This is a genomic window from Peterkaempfera podocarpi (assembly GCF_042466665.1).
GTDB lineage: Bacteria > Actinomycetota > Actinomycetes > Streptomycetales > Streptomycetaceae > Peterkaempfera > Peterkaempfera podocarpi.
This window is the reverse complement of sequence record NZ_CP162102.1, coordinates 3,845,200-3,867,072: the sequence shown is the minus strand read 5'-3', so window position 1 is coordinate 3,867,072 and position 21,873 is coordinate 3,845,200. Positions and strand designations below refer to the sequence as shown.

Annotated in this window: 15 protein-coding genes and 1 pseudogene; 9 read left to right on the top strand and 7 right to left on the bottom strand. The window is 71.0% G+C overall.

The window, feature by feature from the left end; genetic code table 11:
• From nuoL to AB0761_RS16860, 7 genes are all read left to right on the top strand, one after another.
• Complete coding sequence (gene nuoL, locus AB0761_RS16890) at positions 1–1,896, top strand: NADH-quinone oxidoreductase subunit L (protein ID WP_377269866.1); 1,896 nt, start codon at positions 1–3, stop codon at positions 1,894–1,896.
• A complete protein-coding gene (locus AB0761_RS16885; RefSeq protein WP_377269865.1) occupies positions 1,896–3,554 on the top strand; it encodes an NADH-quinone oxidoreductase subunit M in 1,659 nt (552 codons plus the stop codon). The genes nuoL and AB0761_RS16885 overlap by 1 nt, the downstream gene beginning before the upstream one ends.
• Positions 3,551–5,212, top strand: coding sequence for an NADH-quinone oxidoreductase subunit NuoN (nuoN, locus tag AB0761_RS16880; protein ID WP_377269864.1), 1,662 nt, complete (start codon positions 3,551–3,553; stop codon positions 5,210–5,212). Before AB0761_RS16885 ends, nuoN begins: the two co-directional genes overlap by 4 nt.
• Positions 5,213–5,611: 399 nt before the next feature.
• The gene (locus AB0761_RS16875) at positions 5,612–6,622 is read left to right on the top strand and encodes a polyprenyl synthetase family protein (protein ID WP_377269863.1); all 1,011 of its coding nucleotides are present in this window, start codon (positions 5,612–5,614) and stop codon (positions 6,620–6,622) included.
• 71 nt (positions 6,623–6,693) lie between these two features.
• Positions 6,694–7,353, top strand: a complete 660-nt coding sequence (locus AB0761_RS16870) for a LuxR C-terminal-related transcriptional regulator (protein WP_377274153.1) — start codon at positions 6,694–6,696, stop codon at positions 7,351–7,353.
• A gap of 232 nt (positions 7,354–7,585) precedes the next feature.
• On the top strand, positions 7,586–9,553 hold the full coding sequence (locus tag AB0761_RS16865; protein WP_377269862.1) for a 2-oxoacid:acceptor oxidoreductase subunit alpha: 1,968 nt from the start codon (positions 7,586–7,588) through the stop codon (positions 9,551–9,553).
• Positions 9,546–10,637: a 2-oxoacid:ferredoxin oxidoreductase subunit beta gene (locus AB0761_RS16860; protein ID WP_377269860.1), complete on the top strand. Its 1,092-nt coding sequence runs from the start codon at positions 9,546–9,548 to the stop codon at positions 10,635–10,637. Before AB0761_RS16865 ends, AB0761_RS16860 begins: the two co-directional genes overlap by 8 nt.
• Before the next feature lie 68 nt (positions 10,638–10,705).
• Here the strand turns inward: AB0761_RS16860 and AB0761_RS16855 are convergent, their stop codons facing one another.
• On the bottom strand, positions 10,706–11,149 hold the full coding sequence (locus AB0761_RS16855) for a MarR family winged helix-turn-helix transcriptional regulator (protein WP_377269859.1): 444 nt from the start codon (positions 11,147–11,149) through the stop codon (positions 10,706–10,708).
• Between the two features lie 67 nt (positions 11,150–11,216).
• Here AB0761_RS16855 and AB0761_RS16850 point away from each other — a divergent pair, with 67 nt between their 5' ends.
• The gene (locus AB0761_RS16850) at positions 11,217–12,146 is read left to right on the top strand and encodes an LLM class flavin-dependent oxidoreductase (protein ID WP_377269858.1); all 930 of its coding nucleotides are present in this window, start codon (positions 11,217–11,219) and stop codon (positions 12,144–12,146) included.
• A 131-nt stretch (positions 12,147–12,277) separates the two neighbouring features.
• Here AB0761_RS16850 and AB0761_RS16845 read toward each other — a convergent pair.
• Positions 12,278–15,240: pseudogene (locus AB0761_RS16845) on the bottom strand (glycoside hydrolase family 48 protein).
• A gap of 113 nt (positions 15,241–15,353) precedes the next feature.
• Positions 15,354–15,800: a winged helix-turn-helix transcriptional regulator gene (locus AB0761_RS16840; protein ID WP_377269857.1), complete on the bottom strand. Its 447-nt coding sequence runs from the start codon at positions 15,798–15,800 to the stop codon at positions 15,354–15,356.
• 61 nt (positions 15,801–15,861) lie between these two features.
• Here AB0761_RS16840 and rarD point away from each other — a divergent pair, with 61 nt between their 5' ends.
• The gene (gene rarD, locus AB0761_RS16835) at positions 15,862–16,845 is read left to right on the top strand and encodes an EamA family transporter RarD (RefSeq protein ID WP_377269856.1); all 984 of its coding nucleotides are present in this window, start codon (positions 15,862–15,864) and stop codon (positions 16,843–16,845) included.
• 135 nt (positions 16,846–16,980) lie between these two features.
• Here rarD and AB0761_RS16830 read toward each other — a convergent pair whose 3' ends face one another.
• The 4 genes from AB0761_RS16830 to AB0761_RS16815 all read right to left on the bottom strand — a co-directional run bounded on the left by AB0761_RS16830 (position 16,981) and on the right by AB0761_RS16815 (position 21,763).
• Positions 16,981–18,270, bottom strand: a complete 1,290-nt coding sequence (locus AB0761_RS16830; protein ID WP_377269855.1) for an ABC transporter substrate-binding protein — start codon at positions 18,268–18,270, stop codon at positions 16,981–16,983.
• A gap of 373 nt (positions 18,271–18,643) precedes the next feature.
• Positions 18,644–19,525 carry an ABC transporter permease gene (locus AB0761_RS16825; RefSeq protein ID WP_377269854.1) on the bottom strand — a complete coding sequence of 294 codons (882 nt, stop codon included), beginning with the start codon at positions 19,523–19,525 and terminating at the stop codon, positions 18,644–18,646.
• Positions 19,512–20,507: an ABC transporter ATP-binding protein gene (locus AB0761_RS16820; protein ID WP_377269852.1), complete on the bottom strand. Its 996-nt coding sequence runs from the start codon at positions 20,505–20,507 to the stop codon at positions 19,512–19,514. The genes AB0761_RS16825 and AB0761_RS16820 overlap by 14 nt, the downstream gene beginning before the upstream one ends.
• Positions 20,507–21,763: an outer membrane lipoprotein carrier protein LolA gene (locus tag AB0761_RS16815; protein WP_377269851.1), complete on the bottom strand. Its 1,257-nt coding sequence runs from the start codon at positions 21,761–21,763 to the stop codon at positions 20,507–20,509. Before AB0761_RS16815 ends, AB0761_RS16820 begins: the two co-directional genes overlap by 1 nt.
• Positions 21,764–21,873 lie beyond the last annotated feature (110 nt).

Here is a 21,873-nt window from a genome sequence, read left to right as displayed (position 1 = left end):
GTGAACGCACTCATCCCCGTGCTCGTCGCGGCCCCGCTCGCCGGAGCGGCGCTGCTGCTCCTGGGCGGCCGCCGCCTTGACGCCTTCGGCCACTGGCTGGGCGTCATCGCCTCCACCGCGTCCTTCGTGGCCGGAGCGGTCCTCTTCTTCGACATGCTGGGCCGCTCCACCGCGGACCGGCCGGTCCACCAGCACCTCTTCTCCTGGGTGCCGGTGGGCGGGTTCCAGGCCGACGTGGGCTTCCAGCTCGACCAGCTCTCCATCACCTTCGTCCTGCTGATCACCGGCGTGGGCTCGCTGATCCACCTCTACTCGGTGGGCTACATGGCCCACGACGAGCGCCGCCGCCGGTTCTTCGGCTACCTCAACCTCTTCCTGGCGGCGATGCTGCTGCTGGTGCTGGCCGACAACTACCTGCTGCTGTACGTCGGCTGGGAGGGCGTGGGCCTCGCCTCGTACCTGCTGATCGGCTTCTGGCAGCACAAGCCCAGCGCCGCCACCGCAGCCAAGAAGGCCTTCCTGGTCAACCGGGTGGGCGACATCGGCCTCTCCATCGCGATCATGCTGATGTTCACCCAGTTCGGCTCCTTCGCCTTCGGCCCGGTCTTCGGCACCGCGCACACCGCGAGCGAGGGGAAGCTCACCGCCATCGCGCTGATGCTGCTCCTGGCGGCCTGCGGCAAGTCCGCCCAGGTGCCGCTGCAGTCCTGGCTGGGCGACGCCATGGAGGGCCCCACCCCGGTGTCGGCGCTGATCCACGCCGCCACCATGGTGACCGCCGGCGTCTACCTGATCACCCGCTCCGCGGCCATCTTCAACCTGGCGCCCAACGCCCAGCTGGTCGTGGTCTGTGTGGGCGCGGTGACGCTGATGTTCGGTGCGATCGTCGGTTGCGCCAAGGACGACATCAAGAAGGCGCTGGCCGGCTCGACCATGTCGCAGATCGGCTACATGGTGCTGGCGGCGGGCCTGGGCCCGATCGGCTACGCCTTCGCCATCATGCACCTGGTCACCCACGGCTTCTTCAAGGCCGGGCTGTTCCTCGGCGCCGGGTCGGTCATGCACGGCATGGACGACGAGGTGAACATGCGGCACTACGGCGGCCTGCGCAAGTACATGCCGATCACCTTTGTCACCTTCGGCCTCGGCTATCTGGCGATCATCGGCTTCCCGGGCCTGTCGGGCTTCTGGTCCAAGGACCGGATCATCGAGGCCGCCTTCGCCAAGGGCGGCACCGAGGGCTGGATCCTCGGCGGGGTGGCCCTGCTGGGTGCGGCGATCACCGCGTTCTACATGACCCGCGTGATGATCATGACTTTCTTCGGTGAGAAGCGCTGGCAGCCCGACGCCGAGGGCCATGAGCCCCACCCGCACGAGTCGCCCTCGGTGATGACCCTGCCGATGGTGGTCCTCGCCGTCGGATCGGTCCTCGCCGGCGGTCTCTTCGCCCTCAACAACGCCTTCCTGCACTGGCTGGAGCCGGTCACCGGCCACGCCGAGGGGAACTCCCCGCTGGGCTCCCTCACGGTCAGCGGGCTCACCCTGCTGTGCGTCGCCGTCGGCGTCGCCTGGTCCTGGGTGGTCTACGGACGGCAGCCGGTCCCGGCGGTGGCACCGGTCGGCTCCGCGCTCACCCGCGCCGCCCGCCGCGACCTGCTGCAGGACGACTTCAACCACGCGGTGCTGGTCCGCCCCGGCGAGTACCTGACCCGCGGGCTGGTCTACGGCGACACCAAGGGCCTGGACGGCTTCGTCAACGGCCTGGCCGCCACCATCGGCGGCCTCTCCAGCCGGATGCGCCGGGTGCAGAACGGCTTCGTCCGCTCCTACGCCCTCTCCATGTTCGGTGGCGCCGCGGTCCTGGTCGCCACCACTCTCCTGATGAGGTCGGTCTGATGAGCTTTCCGCTGCTGACCGTCACCGCCGCCGTGCCGGCGGTGGGCGCGGTCGTCACCGCGGCACTGCCGGCCGCGACCAGCGCCGCCACCCGGCGCACCCCCAAGACCGTGGCGCTGGCGTTCTCCGCCGTCACCCTGGTCCTGGCGGCGGTCATGACCGCCCGGTTCGACCCGGGCGGCGACCGCTACCAGCTCACCGAGTCCTACACCTGGATCAAGAGCTTCGGCATCTCCTTCTCGCTCGGCGTCGACGGCATCGGCGTGGTGCTGGCACTGCTCACCGCGGTGCTGGTGCCGCTGGTGATGCTGGCCTCCTGGGGCGACGCCGACCCGGAGGACCCGCACAGCTTCGAGGGGCGCCGCCGCACCCAGGGCTTCTTCGCCCTGATCCTCGCCGTCGAGGCGATGGTGCTGGTCTCCTTCCTGTCCACCGACGTCTTCCTCTTCTATGTCTTCTTTGAAGCCATGCTCATCCCGATGTACTTCCTCATCGGCGGCTTCGGGGACCGGGCCGGAGGCCCGGAGTCGGCTCGTCAGCGGTCCTACGCCGCGGTGAAGTTCCTGCTCTACAACCTGGTCGGCGGACTGGTGATGCTGGCCGCCGTCATCGGGCTCTACATGCTCACCGCCCGCGCCCACCTGGGCAGCGGCGGAGGCGGCACCTTCGACCTGGCCACCATCAGCAACGCGGTGTCCAGCGGGAAGCTCTCCTTCGCCCCGGCCGTGGAGAAGGCGCTCTTCCTGGGCTTCTTCTTCGCCTTCGCGGTGAAGGCCCCGCTGTGGCCGCTGCACACCTGGCTGCCCAACGCCATGGGCGAGTCCACCGCCGGAACCGCGGTGCTGATCACGGCCGTGGTGGACAAGGTCGGCACCTTTGCGATGCTCCGCTTCTGCCTGGGCCTCTTCCCGGACGCCTCCCGGTACTTCGCCCCGGCGATCCTGGTCCTCTCGGTGGTCGGGATCATCTACGGAGCGCTGCTCGCGGTCGGCCAGAAGGACATCAAGCGGCTGATCGCCTATGCGTCGATCTCCCACTTCGGCTTCATCATCATGGGCATCTTCGCGATGACCACCCAGGGTCAGAGCGGCGCCACCCTCTACATGGTCAACCACGGCATCTCCACCGCCGCCCTGATGCTGGTCGCCGGCTTCCTGATCTCCCGGCGCGGCAGCCGGCTGATCGCCGACTTCGGCGGAGTGCAGAAGGTCGCCCCGGTGCTGGCCGGCACCTTCCTGATCGGCGGTCTGGCGACCCTGTCGCTGCCCGGCCTGGCGCCGTTCGTCAGCGAGTTCCTGGTGCTGGTGGGCACCTTCGCCCGCTACCCGGCGATCGGCATCGTCGCCACCGTCGGCATCGTGCTGGCGGCCCTGTACGTCCTGGTGCTGTACCAGCGCACCATGACCGGCCCGGTCAAGGAGAGCGTCAGCGGCATGCCCGACCTCAAGGTCCGCGAGGTGGCCGTGGTCGCCCCGCTGATCGCCCTGCTGCTGGTGCTCGGCATCTACCCCAAGCCGGTCGCCGACATCGTCAACCCCGCGGTCGGCGCCACCATGGCCGACGTCCACCGCACCGACCCCAAGCCGGCCCACCCGGCGGCCGATCAGTCCTGGTTCTCCTACACGTCGCTGGACTCCCACGGAGGTGAGGCGAAGTGACCGCCGCCCTCGCATCGGCCACCGCTGTCCACACCCTGTGGACGGCCGCGGGCGACACCGCCACCATCCCGACCCCGCACATCGAGTACGGCCAGCTGGCACCCATGCTGGTCGTCCTCGGCGCCGCCGTGGCCGGCATCCTGGCGGAGGCGTTCCTGCCCCGCCGCAACCGCTGGGCCGCCCAGGTGGTCATCGCACTGCTGGGGCTGGTCGGCGCCTTCGGTGTGGTGGTCTCCCTGGCCGCCCGCGGCTACGCCACCACCAAGGCGGACCTCACCGCGATGGGCGCGGTCGCCGTGGACGGCCCGGCGCTCTTCCTGCAGGGCGTGATCCTGCTGGTCGCCGTGGTCGCGGTGCTCTCCTTCGCCGAGCGGCGGCTGGAGCCGCGCGGCGCGGACGGCGCCCCGGTGGACGCCTTCACCCCGCAGGCCTCCGCGGTACCCGGCGGCGACCAGGAGAAGGCCGCCACCAGGGCCGGCTTCGCCACCACCGAGGTCTTCCCGCTGACCATGTTCGCGGTGGGCGGCATGCTGCTCTTCCCGGCCGCCGCCGACCTGCTGACCATGTTCGTGGCGCTGGAGGTCTTCTCCCTCCCGCTCTACCTGATGTGCGCGCTGGCCCGGCGCCGCCGCCTCCTCTCCCAGGAGGCCGCGGTCAAGTACTTCCTGCTGGGCGCCTTCGCCTCGGCGTTCTTCCTGTTCGGCATCGCCCTGCTCTACGGCTACGCCGGCACCGTCTCCCTCGGCGGCATCGCCGATGTGGTCTCCGGCCAGGCCCAGCTCACCCCGGCGCTCGCCAACACCACCGAGAACGACGCCCTGCTGCTGATCGGCCTCGCCATGCTGGGGGTCGGCCTGCTCTTCAAGGTCGGCGCCGTCCCGTTCCACGCCTGGACCCCGGACGTCTACCAGGGCGCCCCCACCCCCGTCACCGGCTTCATGGCGTCGGCCACCAAGGTCGCCGCCTTCGGCGCCCTGCTGCGGCTGCTCTATGTGGCCCTGCCGGGTATGCGCTGGGACTGGCGGCCCGTGATGTGGGGCGTCGCCATCCTCACCATGGTGATCGGTGCGATCCTCGCCGTGACCCAGACCGATGTGAAGCGGCTGCTGGCCTACTCCTCCATCGCCCACGCCGGGTTCATCCTCACCGGTGTGATCGCCACCAACAAGGCGGGCATCTCCTCGGTGCTCTTCTACCTGGCGGCGTACTCCTTCGTCACCCTGGGCGCCTTCGCGGTGGTCACCCTGGTCCGCGACGCCGGTGGCGAGGCCACCCACCTCTCCCGCTGGGCGGGCCTCGGCCGGCGTTCCCCGCTGGTGGCGGCGATCTTCGCGCTCTTCCTGCTGGCGTTCGCCGGCATTCCGCTGACGTCCGGGTTCACCGGGAAGTTCGCCGTCTTCCAGGCGGCCGCGACCGGCGGTGCGGTGCCGCTGGTGATCATCGGTGTGCTGTCGTCGGCGATCGCCGCCTTCTTCTACATCCGCGTCATCGTCCTGATGTTCTTCTCCGACCCGAAGCCCGACGGCCCGTCGGTCGCGGTACCGAGCCCGCTCACCGCCGCCGCCATCGGCCTGGGAGTGGTGGTCACCGTGGTGCTGGGTGTGCTGCCGCAGTACTTCCTGGACCTTGCCGACAAGGCATCGGTCTTCATCCGCTGACCCGCCGACCCGTCCGCGCCCCGGTTGCCCCGCAGCACCGGGGCGCGGCCGTGCCCGCCCCCGGACACCGCGGCGCCCCGGTGCGGCCGCGAGGGCGCGCTCCAGGGCCCTCTGACGTCCCGTGGGGGCGGGGATCCACCGTCCCCCGGTCGAGCGGCGACCTTTCCGGCGCGGGCCGCCACGGCAGGGGTGGAGCGTCTCCCCGGTGCACGGGAGGTCATGGAACCGGGCACCTCGTTCCCCGCGCCGCCGCCCCGCCCCCGCGCGGCCGCGCCTCCGCGGACCCCAGGGCTGCGGTGCCCACGCGGTGATCGAGTTGTGACCGGATACGCTGCCCTTGATGGCAGCAGCGGCATCCCGTACCGGCCGCATGACCGACCAGCGACAGGAGTGGTCTTCGTGACCGTCGTGGGGCCCTTGGGGCTGAGCATGCAGGACCAGGCGCTTGATGCCGACGTCCGGGACGGCATGGCCGCTGTCGAGGAGGCGCTGGTCGAGGCCACCAAGAGCGACGTGCCCTTCATCACGGTGGCCGCGCAGCATCTGCTGGAGGCGGGCGGCAAGCGGTTCCGTCCGCTGCTGGCGCTGCTGGCCGCGCAGTTCGGCGACCCGGGCGCTCCGGGCGTGGTCCCGGCCGCCGTGGTCGTGGAGCTGACCCATCTGGCCACCCTGTACCACGACGATGTGATGGACGAGGCCCCGGTGCGGCGCGGCGCTCCCAGCGCCAACGCCCGCTGGGACAACTCGGTGGCCATCCTCACCGGGGACTTCCTCTTCTCCCGCGCCTCGCGGATCCTCGCCGACCTGGGCCCGGACGCGGTGCGGGTGCAGGCCGAGGCGTTCGAGCGGCTGGTGACCGGCCAGATCCTGGAGACCGCCGGACCCCGCCCGGGCGACGACCCGGTCCGCCACTACCTGGACGTCCTCAGCGGCAAGACCGGCGCGCTGATCGCCGTCTCCGGCCGGCTGGGCGCCATGCTGGCGGGCGTCGACGAGCGCACGGTGGAGGTCCTCACCGAGTACGGCGAGCGGATCGGCATCGCCTTCCAGCTGGCCGACGACGTGCTGGACATCGCCAGTGACGGCCATGAGTCCGGCAAGACCCCCGGCACCGACCTGCGCGAGGGCGTCCCCACCCTGCCCGTGCTGCTGCTGCGGGCCATGCCCGCGGACCCGGCGGACCCGGACGACATCCGGCTGCGCGAACTGCTGGACGGCGACCTGGTCGACGACACCCGGCATGCCGAGGCGCTGCGCCTGCTGCGCGCCCACCCGGCTCTGCAGCGGGCCCGTGAGGAGACCATGCGCTACGCCGACGAGGCCCGCGACCTGCTGCACCAGCTGCCGCAGTGCCCGGCGCGTACGGCCCTGGAGGGCCTCTGCGACGCGGTCGCCGTCCGGACCATGTGAAGTAGCACCCCGGCGCGGCGCCATGGGCCAGACTGGGCACGATCCCGTCTCCCACCCGGAAGGCCGTCATGCTGCGCGTCGTCATCGCCGAGGACTCGGTACTGCTGCGGGAGGGCCTGACCCGGCTGCTCACCGACCGCGGACTGGAGGTGGTGGCCGGTGTCGGCGACGGCGAGGCCCTGCTGAAGGCCGTGGCCGACCTGGCCGACGCGGGCGGGCTGCCGGACGTGGTCGTCGCCGATGTGCGGATGCCGCCCACCCACACGGACGAGGGGGTACGGGCCTGTGTGGAGCTGCGCCGCCGCCACCCGCAGCTCGGGGTGCTGGTCCTCTCCCAGTACGTGGAGGAGCGCTATGCCTCCGAGCTGCTGGCCGGTTCCACCCGGGGGGTCGGCTATCTGCTGAAGGACCGGGTCGCCGAGGTGCGGGAGTTCGCCGAGGCGGTGGAGCGGGTGGCCGCCGGCGGCACCGCCCTGGACCCCGAGGTGGTCGCCCAGCTGCTGAGCCGCAGCCGCAAGGGTGATGTACTGGAGGGGCTCACCCCGCGTGAGCGGGAGGTGCTGGGGCTGATGGCGGAGGGCCGTACCAACACGGCGATCGCCAAGCAGCTGGTGGTGTCCGACGGCGCGGTGGAGAAGCACGTCAGCAATATCTTCCTCAAGCTCGGTCTGACCCAGAGCACGGAGGACCACCGGCGGGTGCTCGCCGTACTGACCTACCTGAATTCCTGAGGTTTCGCGGGGCGCCTGAGAACGGCTGAAGAATGCCTCGGGTCTTTCCTTACCGCGGATTGTGTGGCACAGCGGGCATTGTTGGACGAAGCAGGTGAAAGCTGCCCGGGCAGCCCCCGTGAAGGCTCACATAGGTAACCCTTACCAGCTTAGGATGAGTGTGGTGCACCACGCGGACGGGAGCGCACGGCTCACGCTCGCAGATGGTGGCCGCTGAGGGAGGTCCAAGCCAGTGACCAGCCAGGTCGAGCAGACGGAGGCGACGGACGGGGCGGCGGCACCCGCCGGCCCGCCTGGGGCGCCCGAGCGGCGGGCGGGCGGGCCCGTGAAGCAGGTGAAGCGCCTTGACCGGGTCATCATCCGGTTTGCCGGGGATTCCGGCGACGGTATGCAGTTGACCGGTGACCGATTCACCTCGGAGACGGCGTCGTTCGGAAACGACCTTTCGACGCTGCCGAACTTCCCGGCCGAGATCAGGGCTCCGGCCGGCACCCTGCCGGGCGTATCCAGCTTCCAGTTGCACTTCGCCGACCACGACATCCTCACGCCGGGCGACGCCCCGCATGTGCTGGTCGCGATGAATCCGGCGGCGCTCAAGGCCAACCTCGGGGATGTGCCGCGCGGCGCCGAGGTGATCGTCAACACCGACGAGTTCACCAAGCGCGCCCTGGCCAAGGTCGGCTATGCGGCCGACCCGCTGACCGACGGGTCGCTGGAGGCCTGGAATGTGCACCGGGTGCCGCTGACCACGCTCACCGTGGAGGCACTCAAGGGCAGCGGTCTGGCCCGCAAGGACGCCGAGCGCGCCAAGAACATGTTCGCGCTGGGGCTGCTCTCCTGGATGTACCACCGGCCGACCGAGGGCACCGAGCGGTTCCTGCGGCAGAAGTTCGCCAGGAAGCCGGAGATCGCGGAGGCCAACGTCACCGCCTTCCGGGCCGGCTGGAACTTCGGCGAGACCACCGAGGACTTCGCGGTCTCCTACGAGGTCGCCCCGGCGCCGCTGCCCTCGGGCCGCTACCGCAACATCTCCGGGAACCTGGCCCTGGCCTACGGCCTGGTCGCTGCCTCCCAGCGGTCCCGGCTGCCGCTCTTCCTCGGTTCGTACCCCATCACCCCGGCGTCCGACATCCTGCACGAGCTGTCCAAGCACAAGAACTTCGGTGTGCGGACCTTCCAGGCGGAGGACGAGATCGCGGGCATCGGTGCCGCCCTCGGCGCGGCCTTCGGCGGCTCCCTCGCGGTCACCACCACCTCCGGGCCAGGTGTGGCGCTGAAGTCCGAGACCATCGGCCTCGCGGTCTCGCTGGAGCTGCCCCTGCTGGTCGTGGACATCCAGCGCGGCGGCCCCTCCACCGGGCTGCCCACCAAGACCGAGCAGGCCGATCTGCTGCAGGCCATGTACGGGCGCAACGGCGAGGCGCCGGTCCCGGTGGTCGCCCCGGCCACCCCCGCGGACTGCTTCGACGCGGCGCTGGAGGCCGCCCGGATCGCGATCGCCTACCGCACCCCGGTCTTCCTGCTCTCCGACGGCTACCTGGCCAATGGCTCCGAGCCCTGGCGCGTCCCCGACGTGGACACGCTGCCCGACCTGGCGCCGGTCTTCGCCACCGAGCCCAACCATGTCACCGAGGACGGCACCGAGGTCTTCTGGCCGTATCTGCGCGACCCGGAGACCCTGGCCCGCCCCTGGGCCCTGCCCGGCACCCCCGGCCTCGAGCACCGCATCGGCGGCATCGAGAAGCAGGACGGCTCGGGCAACATCTCCTACGACCCGGCCAACCACGACCACATGGTCCGCACCCGCCAGGCCAAGGTCGACCGCATCGCCCGCTCCATCCCCGAGTTGGCGGTGGACGATCCGACCGGCAGCGCCCGGGTGCTGGTGCTGGGCTGGGGCTCCACCTACGGTCCGATCACCGCCGCCGTACGCCGGGTCCGCGCCCAGGGAGGCCAGGTCGCACAGGCCCATCTGCGCCATCTCAACCCCTTCCCGGCCAACCTCGGCGAGGTGCTGCGCTGCTACGACCGGGTGCTGGTCCCGGAGATGAACCTGGGGCAGCTGGCGAAGCTCATCCGCGCCGAGTACCTCGTCGACGCCCGCTCCCACACCCAGGTCAACGGCATGCCGTTCAAGGCCGAGCAGTTGGCGGACGCCATCCAGTCAGCCATCGAGGAAGGACTGACCGCACATGTCTGAGGCCAACGGCCACGCCAACGGGGCGGCAGGCGGCACGGGACTGCCCTCGCTCGCCCTGGTGCCCAAGGCGGCGGGGCCGCAGACCGCCCGGGACTTCAAGTCCGACCAGGAGGTCCGCTGGTGCCCCGGCTGCGGTGACTACGCGATCCTGGCGGCGGTCCAGTCCTTCATGCCGGAGCTCGGTCTGGCCAAGGAGAACGTGGTCTTTGTCTCCGGCATCGGCTGCTCCTCCCGCTTCCCGTACTACATGAACACCTATGGGATGCACTCCATCCACGGCCGCGCCCCGGCGATCGCGACCGGGCTCGCCTCCTCGCGGCCCGACCTCTCGGTCTGGGTGGTCACCGGTGACGGCGACGCCCTCTCCATCGGCGGCAACCACCTGATCCATGCGCTGCGCCGCAATGTCAATCTGAAGATCCTGCTCTTCAACAACCGGATCTACGGCCTGACCAAGGGGCAGTACTCGCCGACCTCCGAGCTGGGCAAGGTCACCAAGTCCACCCCGATGGGTTCGCTGGACGCCCCGTTCAACCCGGTCTCGCTGGCCCTGGGCGCCGAGGCGTCCTTCGTCGCCCGCACCATCGACTCCGACCGCAAGCATCTGCAGTCGGTGCTGCGGGCGGCGGCCGAGCACCGGGGGACCGCGCTGGTGGAGATCTACCAGAACTGCAACATCTTCAACGACGGCGCCTTCGACGCCCTCAAGGAGCCCGCCACCCGTGACGAGGCGCTGATCCGGCTGGAGCAGGGCCGGCCCATCCGCTTCGGCAGGGACGGCTCCCAGGGCGTCTTCCGGGACCCCGTCACCGGGGATCTGCACACCGCGGAGGTCACCGCGGAGAACGAGGCCTCGGTGCTGGTGCACGACGCGCACAGCGCCAGCCCCACCAACGCCTTCGCCCTCTCCAGGCTGACCGACCCGGACACCCTGCACCACACCCCCATCGGGGTGCTGCGGGACGTCGACCGGCCGGTCTACGACACCCTGATGGCCGACCAGCTCGAGCAGGCGGTCCAGCAGCGCGGCCAGGGCGACCTCGCGGCCCTGCTGGCCGGTGGCGACACCTGGCAGGTCGGCTGAGCATCGGCCGCACCTCGCACAGGGGCGCCCGCACACCTGGTGTGCGGGCGCCCCTTCGTGTGCCGGGGCTACTCCTCCGCGTCGGGGGCGCTCAGCAGCGTCTGGAGGGAACGGACGAAGCGGTCCGCCTCGGCCTCGCCCAGCGGTGCCAGGAAGCGGCGCTCGACCTCCAGCCGGGCCTGCTCGGCCTGCCGCAGGCAGCTGCGGCCGGTCTCGGTCAGCTCCACGATGTTGCGGCGCCGGTCCTGCGGGCTGCGGTGCCGCTCCACCAGTCCCCGCTCCTCCAGCCCGTCGACCAGCGCGACCATCGTGGTCCGGTCGACGCCCAGCTGCCGTGCCGCCTCCACCTGGGACAGCGGCTCCCCGGTGGTCAGCACCACCAGGACCGCCAGCTCGTGCCCGTCCACGCCGAAGGGCGCCAGAGCCCGCCCACCTGCCTGGTTGAGCTTCAGTTGGGCGTGCTTCAGCAGATATCCGAGCCGTGAGGCCAGGGGTTCGGCGTCCCGTTCCATGCCCACACTGTACGTCCAGCGCTGATTGTCAGGTACTCTGATCGTCAGTATCACTGACGAATAGGGGATGCCCATGACTCGGCAGAATGTGGCGTTCGGCCTGAAGACCACCCCGATGCATGTCTCCTACCAGGACATCCTGCGGGTCTGGCAGGAGGCCGACGGCATCCCGGAGATCCAGGACGCCTGGCTCTGGGACCATCTGATGCCGCTGGCCGGCCCCCGGGACGGCCAGATCCACGAAGGGTGGACGCTGCTCAGCGCGTTGGCCGCGCAGACCCGGCGGCTGCGCCTGGGCCTGCTGGTGACCAGCAACCGGATCCGCCACCCGGCCGTCCTCGGCAAGATCGCCACCACCGTCGACGTGGTCTCCGGCGGCCGCCTGGTGATGGGGATCGGCGTCGGCGGCACCCATCAGCCGCCCGGCGCTGGCGGGATCGCCGGCGCCAACCCCGCGGTCGCCGAGTACGAGGCCTACGGCCTGACCCTGGTCCCGCCGGCCGAGGGCATCGAGCGGCTGGCGGAGACCATCGCCATCCTCAAGCGGATGTGGACCGAGGACGTCTTCGACTTCGAGGGCCGCCACTACCGCCTCAGGGGCACCCGCAACGAGCCCAAGCCCGTTCAGCGCCCCGGCCCGCCGCTGCTGGTCGGCGGGTGGGGCACCAGGACGCTGCGGCTGGTGGCCCAGGAGGCCGACATCTGGAACATCCCCGGGCCGCCGCACAACGCCGTGGCGACCGTCGCCGAGCGTGCCCGGGTGCTGGACGCCCACTGCGCCGCCCTCGGCCGCGACCCCGGGGAGATCACCCGGTCGGTTCAGCTGACCGTCGACCACGACGATCTGCCGGGCTGCCGCAGGACGGTGCTGGACCTGGTCGGGGCCGGGTTCACCCATGTGGTGCTGGGCCTGCGCAGCCCCTATCCCCAGGGGGTGGTGCACCGCCTGGTGGAGGAGGTCGTCCACCCGGTGCGTGCCTCCCTGGGCCAGGCCTGACCGCGCTTCGGGCCGCCCGCCGCCCGCCCGCCGCCCGACGAAAAGGGGCGCGGGGCGCAGCCGGATCGCTCCGGCCACGCCCCGCGCCGTTTCCCGGGTGGGGGTCTCAGGGGGACGTCACCCCGCGCGGGTCACTCGTTGAACAGCTGGCCGTACGCCGCGTACGCCGTGGCGATGTCGGCCTGTGCCCAGAACCGGTGGTAGTTGAAGACCGGGGCGGCGCCGCCGTTCAGGTAGTTCTGCACCTTGGACCACTGCGGGTCCTTGGTGTACCAGGACCGGATCGACAGGAAGGTCGCGTTGGAGTCGATCTTGTCCCCGTTGGGCATGGTGCCCGTCCAGCCCGACGGCACGTACACACCGTCGTGGTTGGTGTTGGAGGTGCTGTACTTCTGGGTGACCCGGTTGTAGTCGGCACGGGTCTCCGGGACGGAGATGCCGAGGCTGTCCTGGTCGTTGGCCCACATGTCGTCCAACAGCGCCTTGGCGGTCGACTTGGCGCTGGCGTTACCGGACTTGGCGGCGTAGTAGCTCAGCACCTTCGCGTAGGAGCCGGTCACACCCACGTCGTTGGTGTAGTCCTGGATGGTGACGTGCAGGTTGGTGTTGGCGGCCGGGCTGCTGGCGTTCCAGGTGGCCGGGGCGCCGCTCCACTTGAGGGTGGACGGGATCTGGTAGGTGCCGTCCGCGTTGATCTTGGTGTTGGCGACGGCCCACGAGACCCACTTGTCCAGGACGGCCTTGGCCTTGGCGTCACCGGTGGAGTAGTAGTACTCGGCCACGCGCTCCATGGACCAGGCCTGGAAGCCGAACCACTGGTTGCTGTCCGGGTCGTGGTAGACCGGGGCCGGGTCGTACGCCATGCCGTAGAAGGTCGGCGTACCGGACGGCGGGGTGCCGTAGGCGCCGCCCCAGCTGTTGGTGGCACCACCCGCGATGGCGCCCTCGCTGGACTGCAGCCAGGTGTAGAACTCCAGCTGGCGCGAGAGCGAGGTGGTCCAGTCGCTCTTGCCGGTGGCCGACTTGGGCGCCATGTTGGCGTCGTTGGTCAGCGCGTAGGCCGCCATCGGGTTCTGGTAGCCCTGGTGGGCCGCACCGTCGCCGATGCGCCAGGCCCAGCCGGCGCTGGAATCGGTCGCGCCACCCCAGGCGTAGTACCAGGAGAGCAGGTAGTGCTCGCTGTCCTTGCCGGTGCCGGCGGCGCAGCTCGGGCTGGTGCAGCCGAGCTTCTTGAAGTACTTGTCGAAGAACGAGTACCGCAGGTAGTCACCCATCTTGCCGGCCTTGGCGACCGTGGCGGCGACATCCGCCTGCTTGCCCTGGGCCTTGGCCCAGGTGTCGGCCCAGTACGCGGCCTGGATGGCACGCGAGTCGGCGTCGGGCGCGTCGGTGAACTTCCACTGCTTGGCGTAGCTGGTGTCCTTGGTGAACAGGTCCAGGTAGCCGTTGGTGCCGCCGTACTTGAAGTTGTCGCAGGACGGCTGCGGGATGGTCTCGAACACCGACTCCTGCGCACCGCGCTGGTAGGAGTTGATGTAGGACGGGCCCTTGGCGGTCGGGCCGTTCTCACAGCCGGTGCTGCCCGGGGTCACGCCGTAGCCGTAGATGTTGTCGACATCCTCCAGCCAGTGCATGCCGTAGATGTCGTCGGTGCCGTAGGCGGACTTCAGCTCGGCCGCGATCGGGTCCTGGCCGACCGAGACGCCGGTGTCCAGCTGCGACGGGTACTGGTCCGGCAGGTCGTGCTCGGGTGCGTAGGTGGCCGGCTTCGACGCGTTGTAGAAGCTGTTGGTCGGCTGGTCGTTGTGCGTGGGGATCATGAACTTCTCCATGAGCGCCCACGCGTTGTTGAACTTGGACCAGTCGCCGCTGACCTGGCCGTACTGCGCCTGCAGCCAGATCAGGTAGCTCCAGGCCTCGGAGGTGGTCTCGTGGCCGTAGTCCGGGGCCTCGATGATCAGGGTCTCCACCGAGTGGTACGGGACGCCGTCCGGCGAGAAGTAGCCGTTGGCCGGGTCCATGATCTTGTTGTACTCGTCCAGGAAGTGCTGGGTGTAGGTGCCACCGCTGGACGCCTTGAGCTCGGTGACGGTCACACTGGCCGCGCTGTAGTTGGTGGCGCTGACGTTGAAGGTGGCGGCGCCGGTCGACGAGGCGTCGGCGGTCACGGTCACGGTCTGCGCGGTCGACCAGTTGGACGGGGTGAAGGTGAGCGTGGCCGGGCTCGCGCTCAGGCCGGTGTTGCCGCCGGAGGCACGGGCGACCGTGGCGGTGACGTTGGCGGTGGGCGCCTGGGACAGCTTCACCGTGAAGGTGGTGGTCTTGCCCTGGTTCACCGACAGCGAGCTGGGGGCCGCGACCAGGGACGGGCCCGCGGCCACATGGACGCCCACCGGGTGGACTCGCTGGCGGCGCCGGTGGAGTCGTACGCCTTGGCGTAGACGGAGTAGTCACCCGCCGGGACGCCGGTCCAGTTGTAGGTGAACGGCGAGCCGGTCGCGGTGCCGATCAGGGTGGTGTCGCTGTAGAACTCCACCTTGGTGATGGTCGCGCCGTCGGCCGCGGAGGCGCTGGCAGCCAGCGGGATGGTGCCGCCCGCGTTGTAGTTGCCGCCCGCCGTGGGGGAGGTCAGCGCGACCGTGGGGGCCGCGTGGGCACCGTTGCACGCGGTGCCGTTGATGGTGAAGGAGGTCGGCTTGGCGTTGGTGCCGCTGTAGTTGAAGTTGGCGGCGGTGGTGACGTTGGCGCCGGCGGCGATGGTGCCGTTCCAGCCTGCGTCCTTGACCGTGACGGCCTTGCCGGACTGCGACCAGACGCCGTTCCAGCCGCTCTGCAGCGTCTGGTTGCCGGCGTAGCTGTAGCCGAGGGTCCAGCCGCTGATGGTGTCGGTGCCGCGGTTGGTGATGGTCAGGTTGGCGGTGAAGCCGCTGCCCCAGTCGTTGGTGGAGTAGTCGACACTGCACTGGAGGGTCGCCGCGGCGGCGGGTGTCGCTGTTCCGGCGGCGGTGGTGAGTCCGGCAAGGATCAGGGCAAGTCCGGTGCCGGAGGCGGTCAGCAGGCGGCCCCTGCGTGTCCGTGGCGTTTTCGTGGTCATCGCGGGCATGGCTGTGCAGACTCCTCGGGTGGGGGAGCGACGGGGCACGGGCATGGCGCCTGCAGCCCGTGGGGCGGGCGGGGCGCGGGATCGCGATACGCGAACGAAGAGTGCTACGGGGGCGGGGCGCGGAGCGCAGAGACTGCGCCATGGGCGACCGCTATGGGAGCGCTCCCAAGCATCGGACCGTGACGTACGCCTGTCAAGGGTTCTGCATCAGGGCATTGACGTGGGGCGTGGGAGCGCACCCACTCCTGGTCGCCCCCGGCGTGGAAGGTCCCGCTGCTCGTGGGCGGCTCCACCTCGGGCGGTCGCAGCTCGATCCGCCACGCCGGGCCGGTGGCCGGTTCCGCCGTCGCCGGCCCCGGTCGGGTGAGGCTGTGGTCCACCCGTGGCGGGATCACCGGATGCGCCTCCCGGTGGACGAAGCCGTCCCGCTCCACAGTCCGGAGCGTCCGGGCGGACATCTTCCCTCCGGCCGCCTCGGTCCGCCGCCGCAGCTCCCCGAAGCAGTCGCCGCGCTGCCTGTCAGTACCAAAGCGTGGATACGCGAGTGACATGAGCCTGCTTGGCCCGGTACCGTCCCTGAGGAGACACGACCGGGTGGAGGAGCGAGCCCCGATGCAGCAGCAGGAGCCCGAGGCGGGGCAGCGGACCGGGTTCTGGTTCGGCTTCGCGTCCTATGCGATGTGGGGTCTCTTCCCCCTCTACTGGCCGTTGCTGGAACCCAGCGACTCCCTGGAGATCCTGGCCAACCGCATGCTCTGGTCGCTGGTGGCCGTCGCGGGCATCCTGCTCGCCACCCGGCACCGCGGCTGGGTCCGGCCGCTGCTGCGGCAGCCCGCCCGCCTCGCCATGTGCGCCGGGGCCGCCGCGGTGGTCTCGCTCAACTGGGGCGTCTACATCTGGGGCGTCAACTCGGGGCATGTGGTCGAGACCAGCCTCGGCTACTTCATCAACCCGCTGGTCACCATCGCCTTCGGGGTGCTGCTGCTGCACGAGCGGCTGCGGCCCGCGCAGTGGACGGCGGTGGGAGTCGGCGCCGCCGCGGTGGTGGTGCTCGCCCTCGGCTACGGGCGGCTGCCCTGGATCGCCCTGAGCCTGGCCCTCTCCTTCGCGGTCTACGGGCTGCTGAAGAAGAAGATCGGGCTCAGCGGCCTGGAGAGCCTGGCCACCGAGACCGCCTTCCAGTTCCTGCCGGCCCTGGGCTATGTGCTCTATCTGGCCTTCTCCGGACAGGGCACCTTCGGCCGCACCGGCGCCGGCTACGGCTGGGGGCACTCCGGGCTGCTGGCGCTCTCCGGGCTGATCACGGCCGTGCCGCTGCTCTGCTTCGGTGCCGCGGCGGTGCGGGTGCCGCTGACCATGCTGGGGCTGCTGCAGTACCTGGCTCCGGTGTTCCAGTTCCTGCTCGGCCTGGCGGTCTTCCACGAGGAGATGCCCCCGGCCCGCTGGGCGGGCTTCTCCCTGGTCTGGGCCGCCCTGGCGCTGCTGACCTGGGACGCCGTACGCCAGACCCGCCGCAACCGGATCGCCCTGCAGCAGGCCGCGGCGCGGGCGGCGGACGCCGCCCCGGCCGCGCGCGATGCCGCCGTCTCCGGCTGAACCGGCTGCCCGCCCTCGCGCACCACTCAGCCCCCGGGCGCTGCCCGGGGGCTGAGTGCATCGCACCGCTCACGGCGGGAGCCCGCCGCGGCCGTGCGTGGGCACGGTCCCGGCGGGCTCCTGTGGTGCGGTGCGTCAGGCGTTGAGGTGCTTCTGGGCCGCGGCCGCAAGTGCCTGCTGGAAGGCCGGCACCTGGGGGTTCTTGGCGAAGTCGGCCACCGCCTGGTCGATGTCCGCGTTCCAGGCGTTGTTGGCGACCACGCCGTGGGTGAGCGAGCCGACGATCTGGCAGCGCTTCCACTCGTCCATGGACCACTGCAGGTACTCGCCGAACAGGGCGCGGTCCTCGGCGTTGAGGTTGGTCAGCGTGGGGATGGAGCCCTTGGCGCCGTTGAAGCCCAGCTGGCCGCTCTTGCTGCCGCACTCGCGCAGCCAGGCGAGCGCGGTGTCGCGGTGCTTGGCACCCTTGGGCAGGGTGAAGGAGTCGGAGAGGAACTGGAAGGTGCCCTTGGTGCCCGGGACCGGTGCCCACTCGTAGTCGGTGTGGGCCTGGAGGTTCTGGGTGGTCTTCAGGCTGGCCTCGGCCCAGTCGCCCATGATCTGGTAGGCGGCCCTGCCGTCGCCGAGCATGGTGGTGGCCGCGTCCCAGGTGGACGCCGGGGACGAGACATTGGTGAAGCCGAGCACCTGGTGGTAGTACTCCAGGGCCTGGGTGATCTTGCCGGAGTTCCAGTCGGCACCCTGCTTCCACAGCGCGGACCAGCCCGCATGGCCGAGGGCGGCCAGCATGACGGTCTCCAGCAGGTGCTTGAGCGTCCAGGAGTCGCCCAGCACCAGCGGCACCTTGGAACCGGCCCGCTTGACCTTCTGCAGGGAGGACAGGAAGGCAGGGATGCTCGTGGGCGCGGTCTCCGCACCCACCGCCCTGACGACCTTGGGGTTGGACCAGAGCATGTTGGCCCGGTGGATGTTCACGGGGACCGAGTAGTACTTGCTGCCGGAGCTGATCAGCGGCAGCAGCTGCTCGGGGAAGACGTCCGTCCACTTCTGCTCGGCATAGAGGTCGTTGAGATCCTCGAGTTTGCCGGCGGAGATGTAGTCGCTGAGTTCCGCGCCCGCGTGGCCCTGGAAGGAGTCCGGCGGGTTGTTGGCGTCCAGGCGCTTGGCGAGTTCGGCCTTGGCGTTGGCGCCGGCGCCGCCCGCGACTGCGCGGTTGACGAAGTTGATGTGAGGCTGGTTGAGCTTGAGGTCGGCGAGGAGCGCCTGAAGACCGGCGTTCTCAGCGCCTTCGGTCCACCAGGAGAAGACCTCGACCTCTCCTGAGGGGGAAGCAGCGCTGCCCCCCTTGCTGCCGCAGGCGGACAGCACTGCGGATCCTGCGACGGCCCCGGTGGCCAGCAGAAACGCCCTGCGGCTTATGGACATGTGTGGATCTCTCCCGTTCGTGCCGGAGGAACGCGTGGCGCGGCGCTGAGGGGTGGTGCGCCGCGTGCCGCCCGCGCCGCCGCCCGGTCCGGCGGGACCTGAGGGGGATCCACACGACCAGGCGCAGACAGCAGTACACGCTCGATGAGTTGCGGTCATCCCATCGGTGGAGTGGGAGGGGAGTCAAGTTGGCTCCCAGTGTTTGAGACAAAAACAACTGTCATTTCACGGGACGCACCGATTGGGTCGCCCAGCGTCACCGAATCGGGGTCCCGGTCGTCGGTACGTGCACGATCAGTGAATAGCGGTCACGATTCAATCGCCCGGCCGGGCCGGGCCGCCCGGCGCTTCCCGGACGACCGGTCGGGCCACCTCAGGCGGTGATGTCGCGGCTGGTGAAGCGGGCCCAGGCGGCCGCGCCGAATACGGCGACGTACAGGCCCTGAAGGCCGAGATTCCGCAGCACGTCGTGCAGGTACGCGGGCTGCCGCAGCAGGTCCGCGAAGCTCAGCCAGTAGTGCGGGAAGAGCCAGGGCTGGATCGCGTGCAACTGCGGTATGCCGTCCAGGATCTGAACAGTGATGACCAGGCCCACCGTGGTGGCCATTGCGGCGATCCCGCTGCCGGTGAGGGTGGACACAAAGAGCCCGATGGCGACCAGCCCGGCCAGTGACGCGGCGACCAGCACGGCGATCAGCCCGGTCCGCAGCAGGGCCGCCCAGAAGGTGATGGAGTCCCCGGAGAGCAGGGTCACCCGGCCCAGCGGGAAGAGCGCGGCGCCGGTGGCCAGGGCCGCCAGCGCCACGGTGAGCGTGGCCGCCGCACAGAACACCAGGGCCGCGAAGAACTTCGCGGCCAGCAGCCGGGTGCGCCCGGCCGGGGCCACCAGCAGATAGCGCAGGGTGCCGCTGCCGGACTCGCCGGCCACCGAGTCGCCCGCCACCACACCCACCGCCATCGGCAGGAAGACCGGCAGGGTCACCACGAACGCGGTGAAGACCAGGAAGAGGCCGTTCTCGGTGACCTCGGCGATGAAGGCCGGGCCGCCGCCTCCGCCGCCCCCGACCTGCACCCTGACCACCACACCGATCAGCACCGGCAGTGCGGCCAGGATGGCCAGCAGGGCGACGGTGCGCAGCCGCCGGAAGGTGATCGACAGCTCACTGCGGAACAGGGCCAGTACGCCCAGCGCCGTCCGCGGCCGGACGCCCGGCGCCGGTGTCTGCGGCCGCACCGCGGTCTCACCCTGCGACATCGAATCCCTCTCCGGTCAGCGCCACAAAGGCGTCCTCCAGGGTGCCCCGCTCGGTACCGAAGAAGCGCACCCGTACCCCGGCCTCGACCAGCGCGGCGCACAGCTTGGGCAACTGCCCGTCCGGATCGCCCGCGCCGTCGGCGGGCGGCTCGCCGTCCACCCGGTCGCCGGTGGTCCGCAGATCGGCCACCCCGTGGTCGGCCAGCACCCGGGCGGCCTGCCCGGTGTCCGGGGTCCGCACCACCAGCCGGCCGCGGGCGCCGGCCGCGAGCTCGGCGACGGTGCCCTGCACCACCAGCCGGCCGCGGGACATCACCGCGGCATGGGTGCAGACCTGCTCGATCTCGTCCAGCAGATGCGAGGAGAGGAAGACCGTGGTGCCGTCCGCCGCGACCTCCCGGACCAGGGCGCGGATCTCCCGCATGCCCTGCGGGTCCAGGCCGTTGGTCGGCTCGTCCAGCACCAGCAGCTCGCGGGGCTGGAGCAGGGCGGCGGCCAGACCCAGACGCTGCTTCATGCCGAGCGAGTACGCCCGGGCCTTCTTGCCCGCGGCCGCGGCCAGCCCCACCCGCTCCAGCGCCTCGGCGACCCGGCGGTCGCGGGTGCGGGGGTCGGCGGTGGGGTCGGCGGAGTCGTAGCGGACCAGGTTGTCGCGGCCGGAGAGGAATCCGTACAGCGCCGGGCCCTCGATCAGTGCACCCACCCGGGGGAGTACGGCGGTGACCGACTGGGGCATGGGCGCCTCCAGCACCGTGGCGGTGCCGGAGGTGGGGGCGATCAGGCCCATCAGCATCCGGATGGTGGTGGTCTTGCCGGAGCCGTTGGGGCCCAGGAAGCCGAAGACGCTGCCCCGCGGCACCGTGAGGTCGAGGCCGTCCACGGCCAGCTGCCCGCCCCGGAAGCGCTTGGTGAGGCCCCTGGTGCGGATGACGGCGGGGGCCGGGCCGGGAACGGCGGCCCGGCCCGCCGACGAGTCGGTCACTACCGGGCCCCTGCCGCGTGCTCCAGCACCTGCGCCGACACCGCGCCCGCGTACACCGTGCCGTTGTCGCCGATCAGCACATTGACCAGCCGGCTGTGGACCAGGGTGCCGCCCAGGACCGGCTTGCCCAGCCCCTTGACCATGGAGAGCATCCCCTGGCTGCCCTGCTCCGCGGGCAGCTTGAAGGAGGCCACCGTGGTCCAGCCGGTGCCGCTGAGGACCGGGCCGTCCGCGCTGTGTCCGCGAGCCGGGTCGGGCCGCCCGGCGGCCGCCCTGTCCCCGGCGGCGGGCGCCTTCTCCTCGGTGACCTTGGCGCCCTTGGGCGGGGTGAACTCGAAGGTGCGCGCACCGGGCCTGGCGAACGACACCGAGGTGAAGTGCACATCGAAGACCGGGCTGCCGCCGCCGGCCGCGTGCACCTGCACCCGCAGCGGGACTCCGGTGCCCGCGTCGACCGCTATCCGCACATCGCCGACGGTGGAGCCGGACTGCTTGGGCCGGACGCTCAGCTCATAGGCGTTCCGCCCGGCGACCCGGCTGGTCCCGGCCACGGTCACCGACGAGGTCGTGCCGGCCTGCGCCAGGATCTGCCGGGCCGCCTCCTGCGGGGTGGCGGGCGCCGAGCCGCCACCGAACGGCAGGGCGCGGTCCGAGGTCTTGGCGCGGTCGGCCGGCAGCGTGGTGTGCACCGCCTCGTTGGTACGGCTGTCCCAGCCCCAGGCCTGGTCGCCGTTGTGCACGATCTCGTACTCGGCCAGCTTGTCCATCAGCCCCAGCCGCTGCCGGTCGGGCCCGTCCACGGCCACCTGAAGGGTGTGGCTGCCCGCCAGCAGCTCGGTGAGCCGTGACTCGGGCGAGGCCGTGCCGCCGTCCCCGCCCTGGCCGCCGTGTGCGGTGCGGCCGGGCGCCTGGCCGCCCGCCCCGCCGAAGGGGCCGCCGCCGCTGCCGAGCGCGGTGGCGCCGTCCAGCAGCCCGGCGGGGACACCGAGGTCGGCATCGGCCTGGACGGTGCCGGTGAGCGACTGCACATCGGACGCCAGCACCTTGGCGATCAGCTGCTGGGCGGTCTGCTGCGGCAGCTTGGGCCCGGCGTCCGAGGCCAGGGCCGGAACCAGGCCGATGCTCGCCGCGGCCACCCCCGCCACCGCCGCCGGGACCAGCACCCGGACCACCTTGCGGCGGGTCGGCCGGTACGGCGCCGTCAGGCCGTGCTCGTCCGGGTCACCGGAGATCGGATTCGAACTGTCGACTGCCATCGCGGTCAGCCCCTCCATCGGTACTGGTTCGCGGCGGTCCGCCAGATATCCAGCATGCACCCGGCGGCCGCTCCCCGTCGTACTCCATTGAAGAACGTGGAGACCGCCCC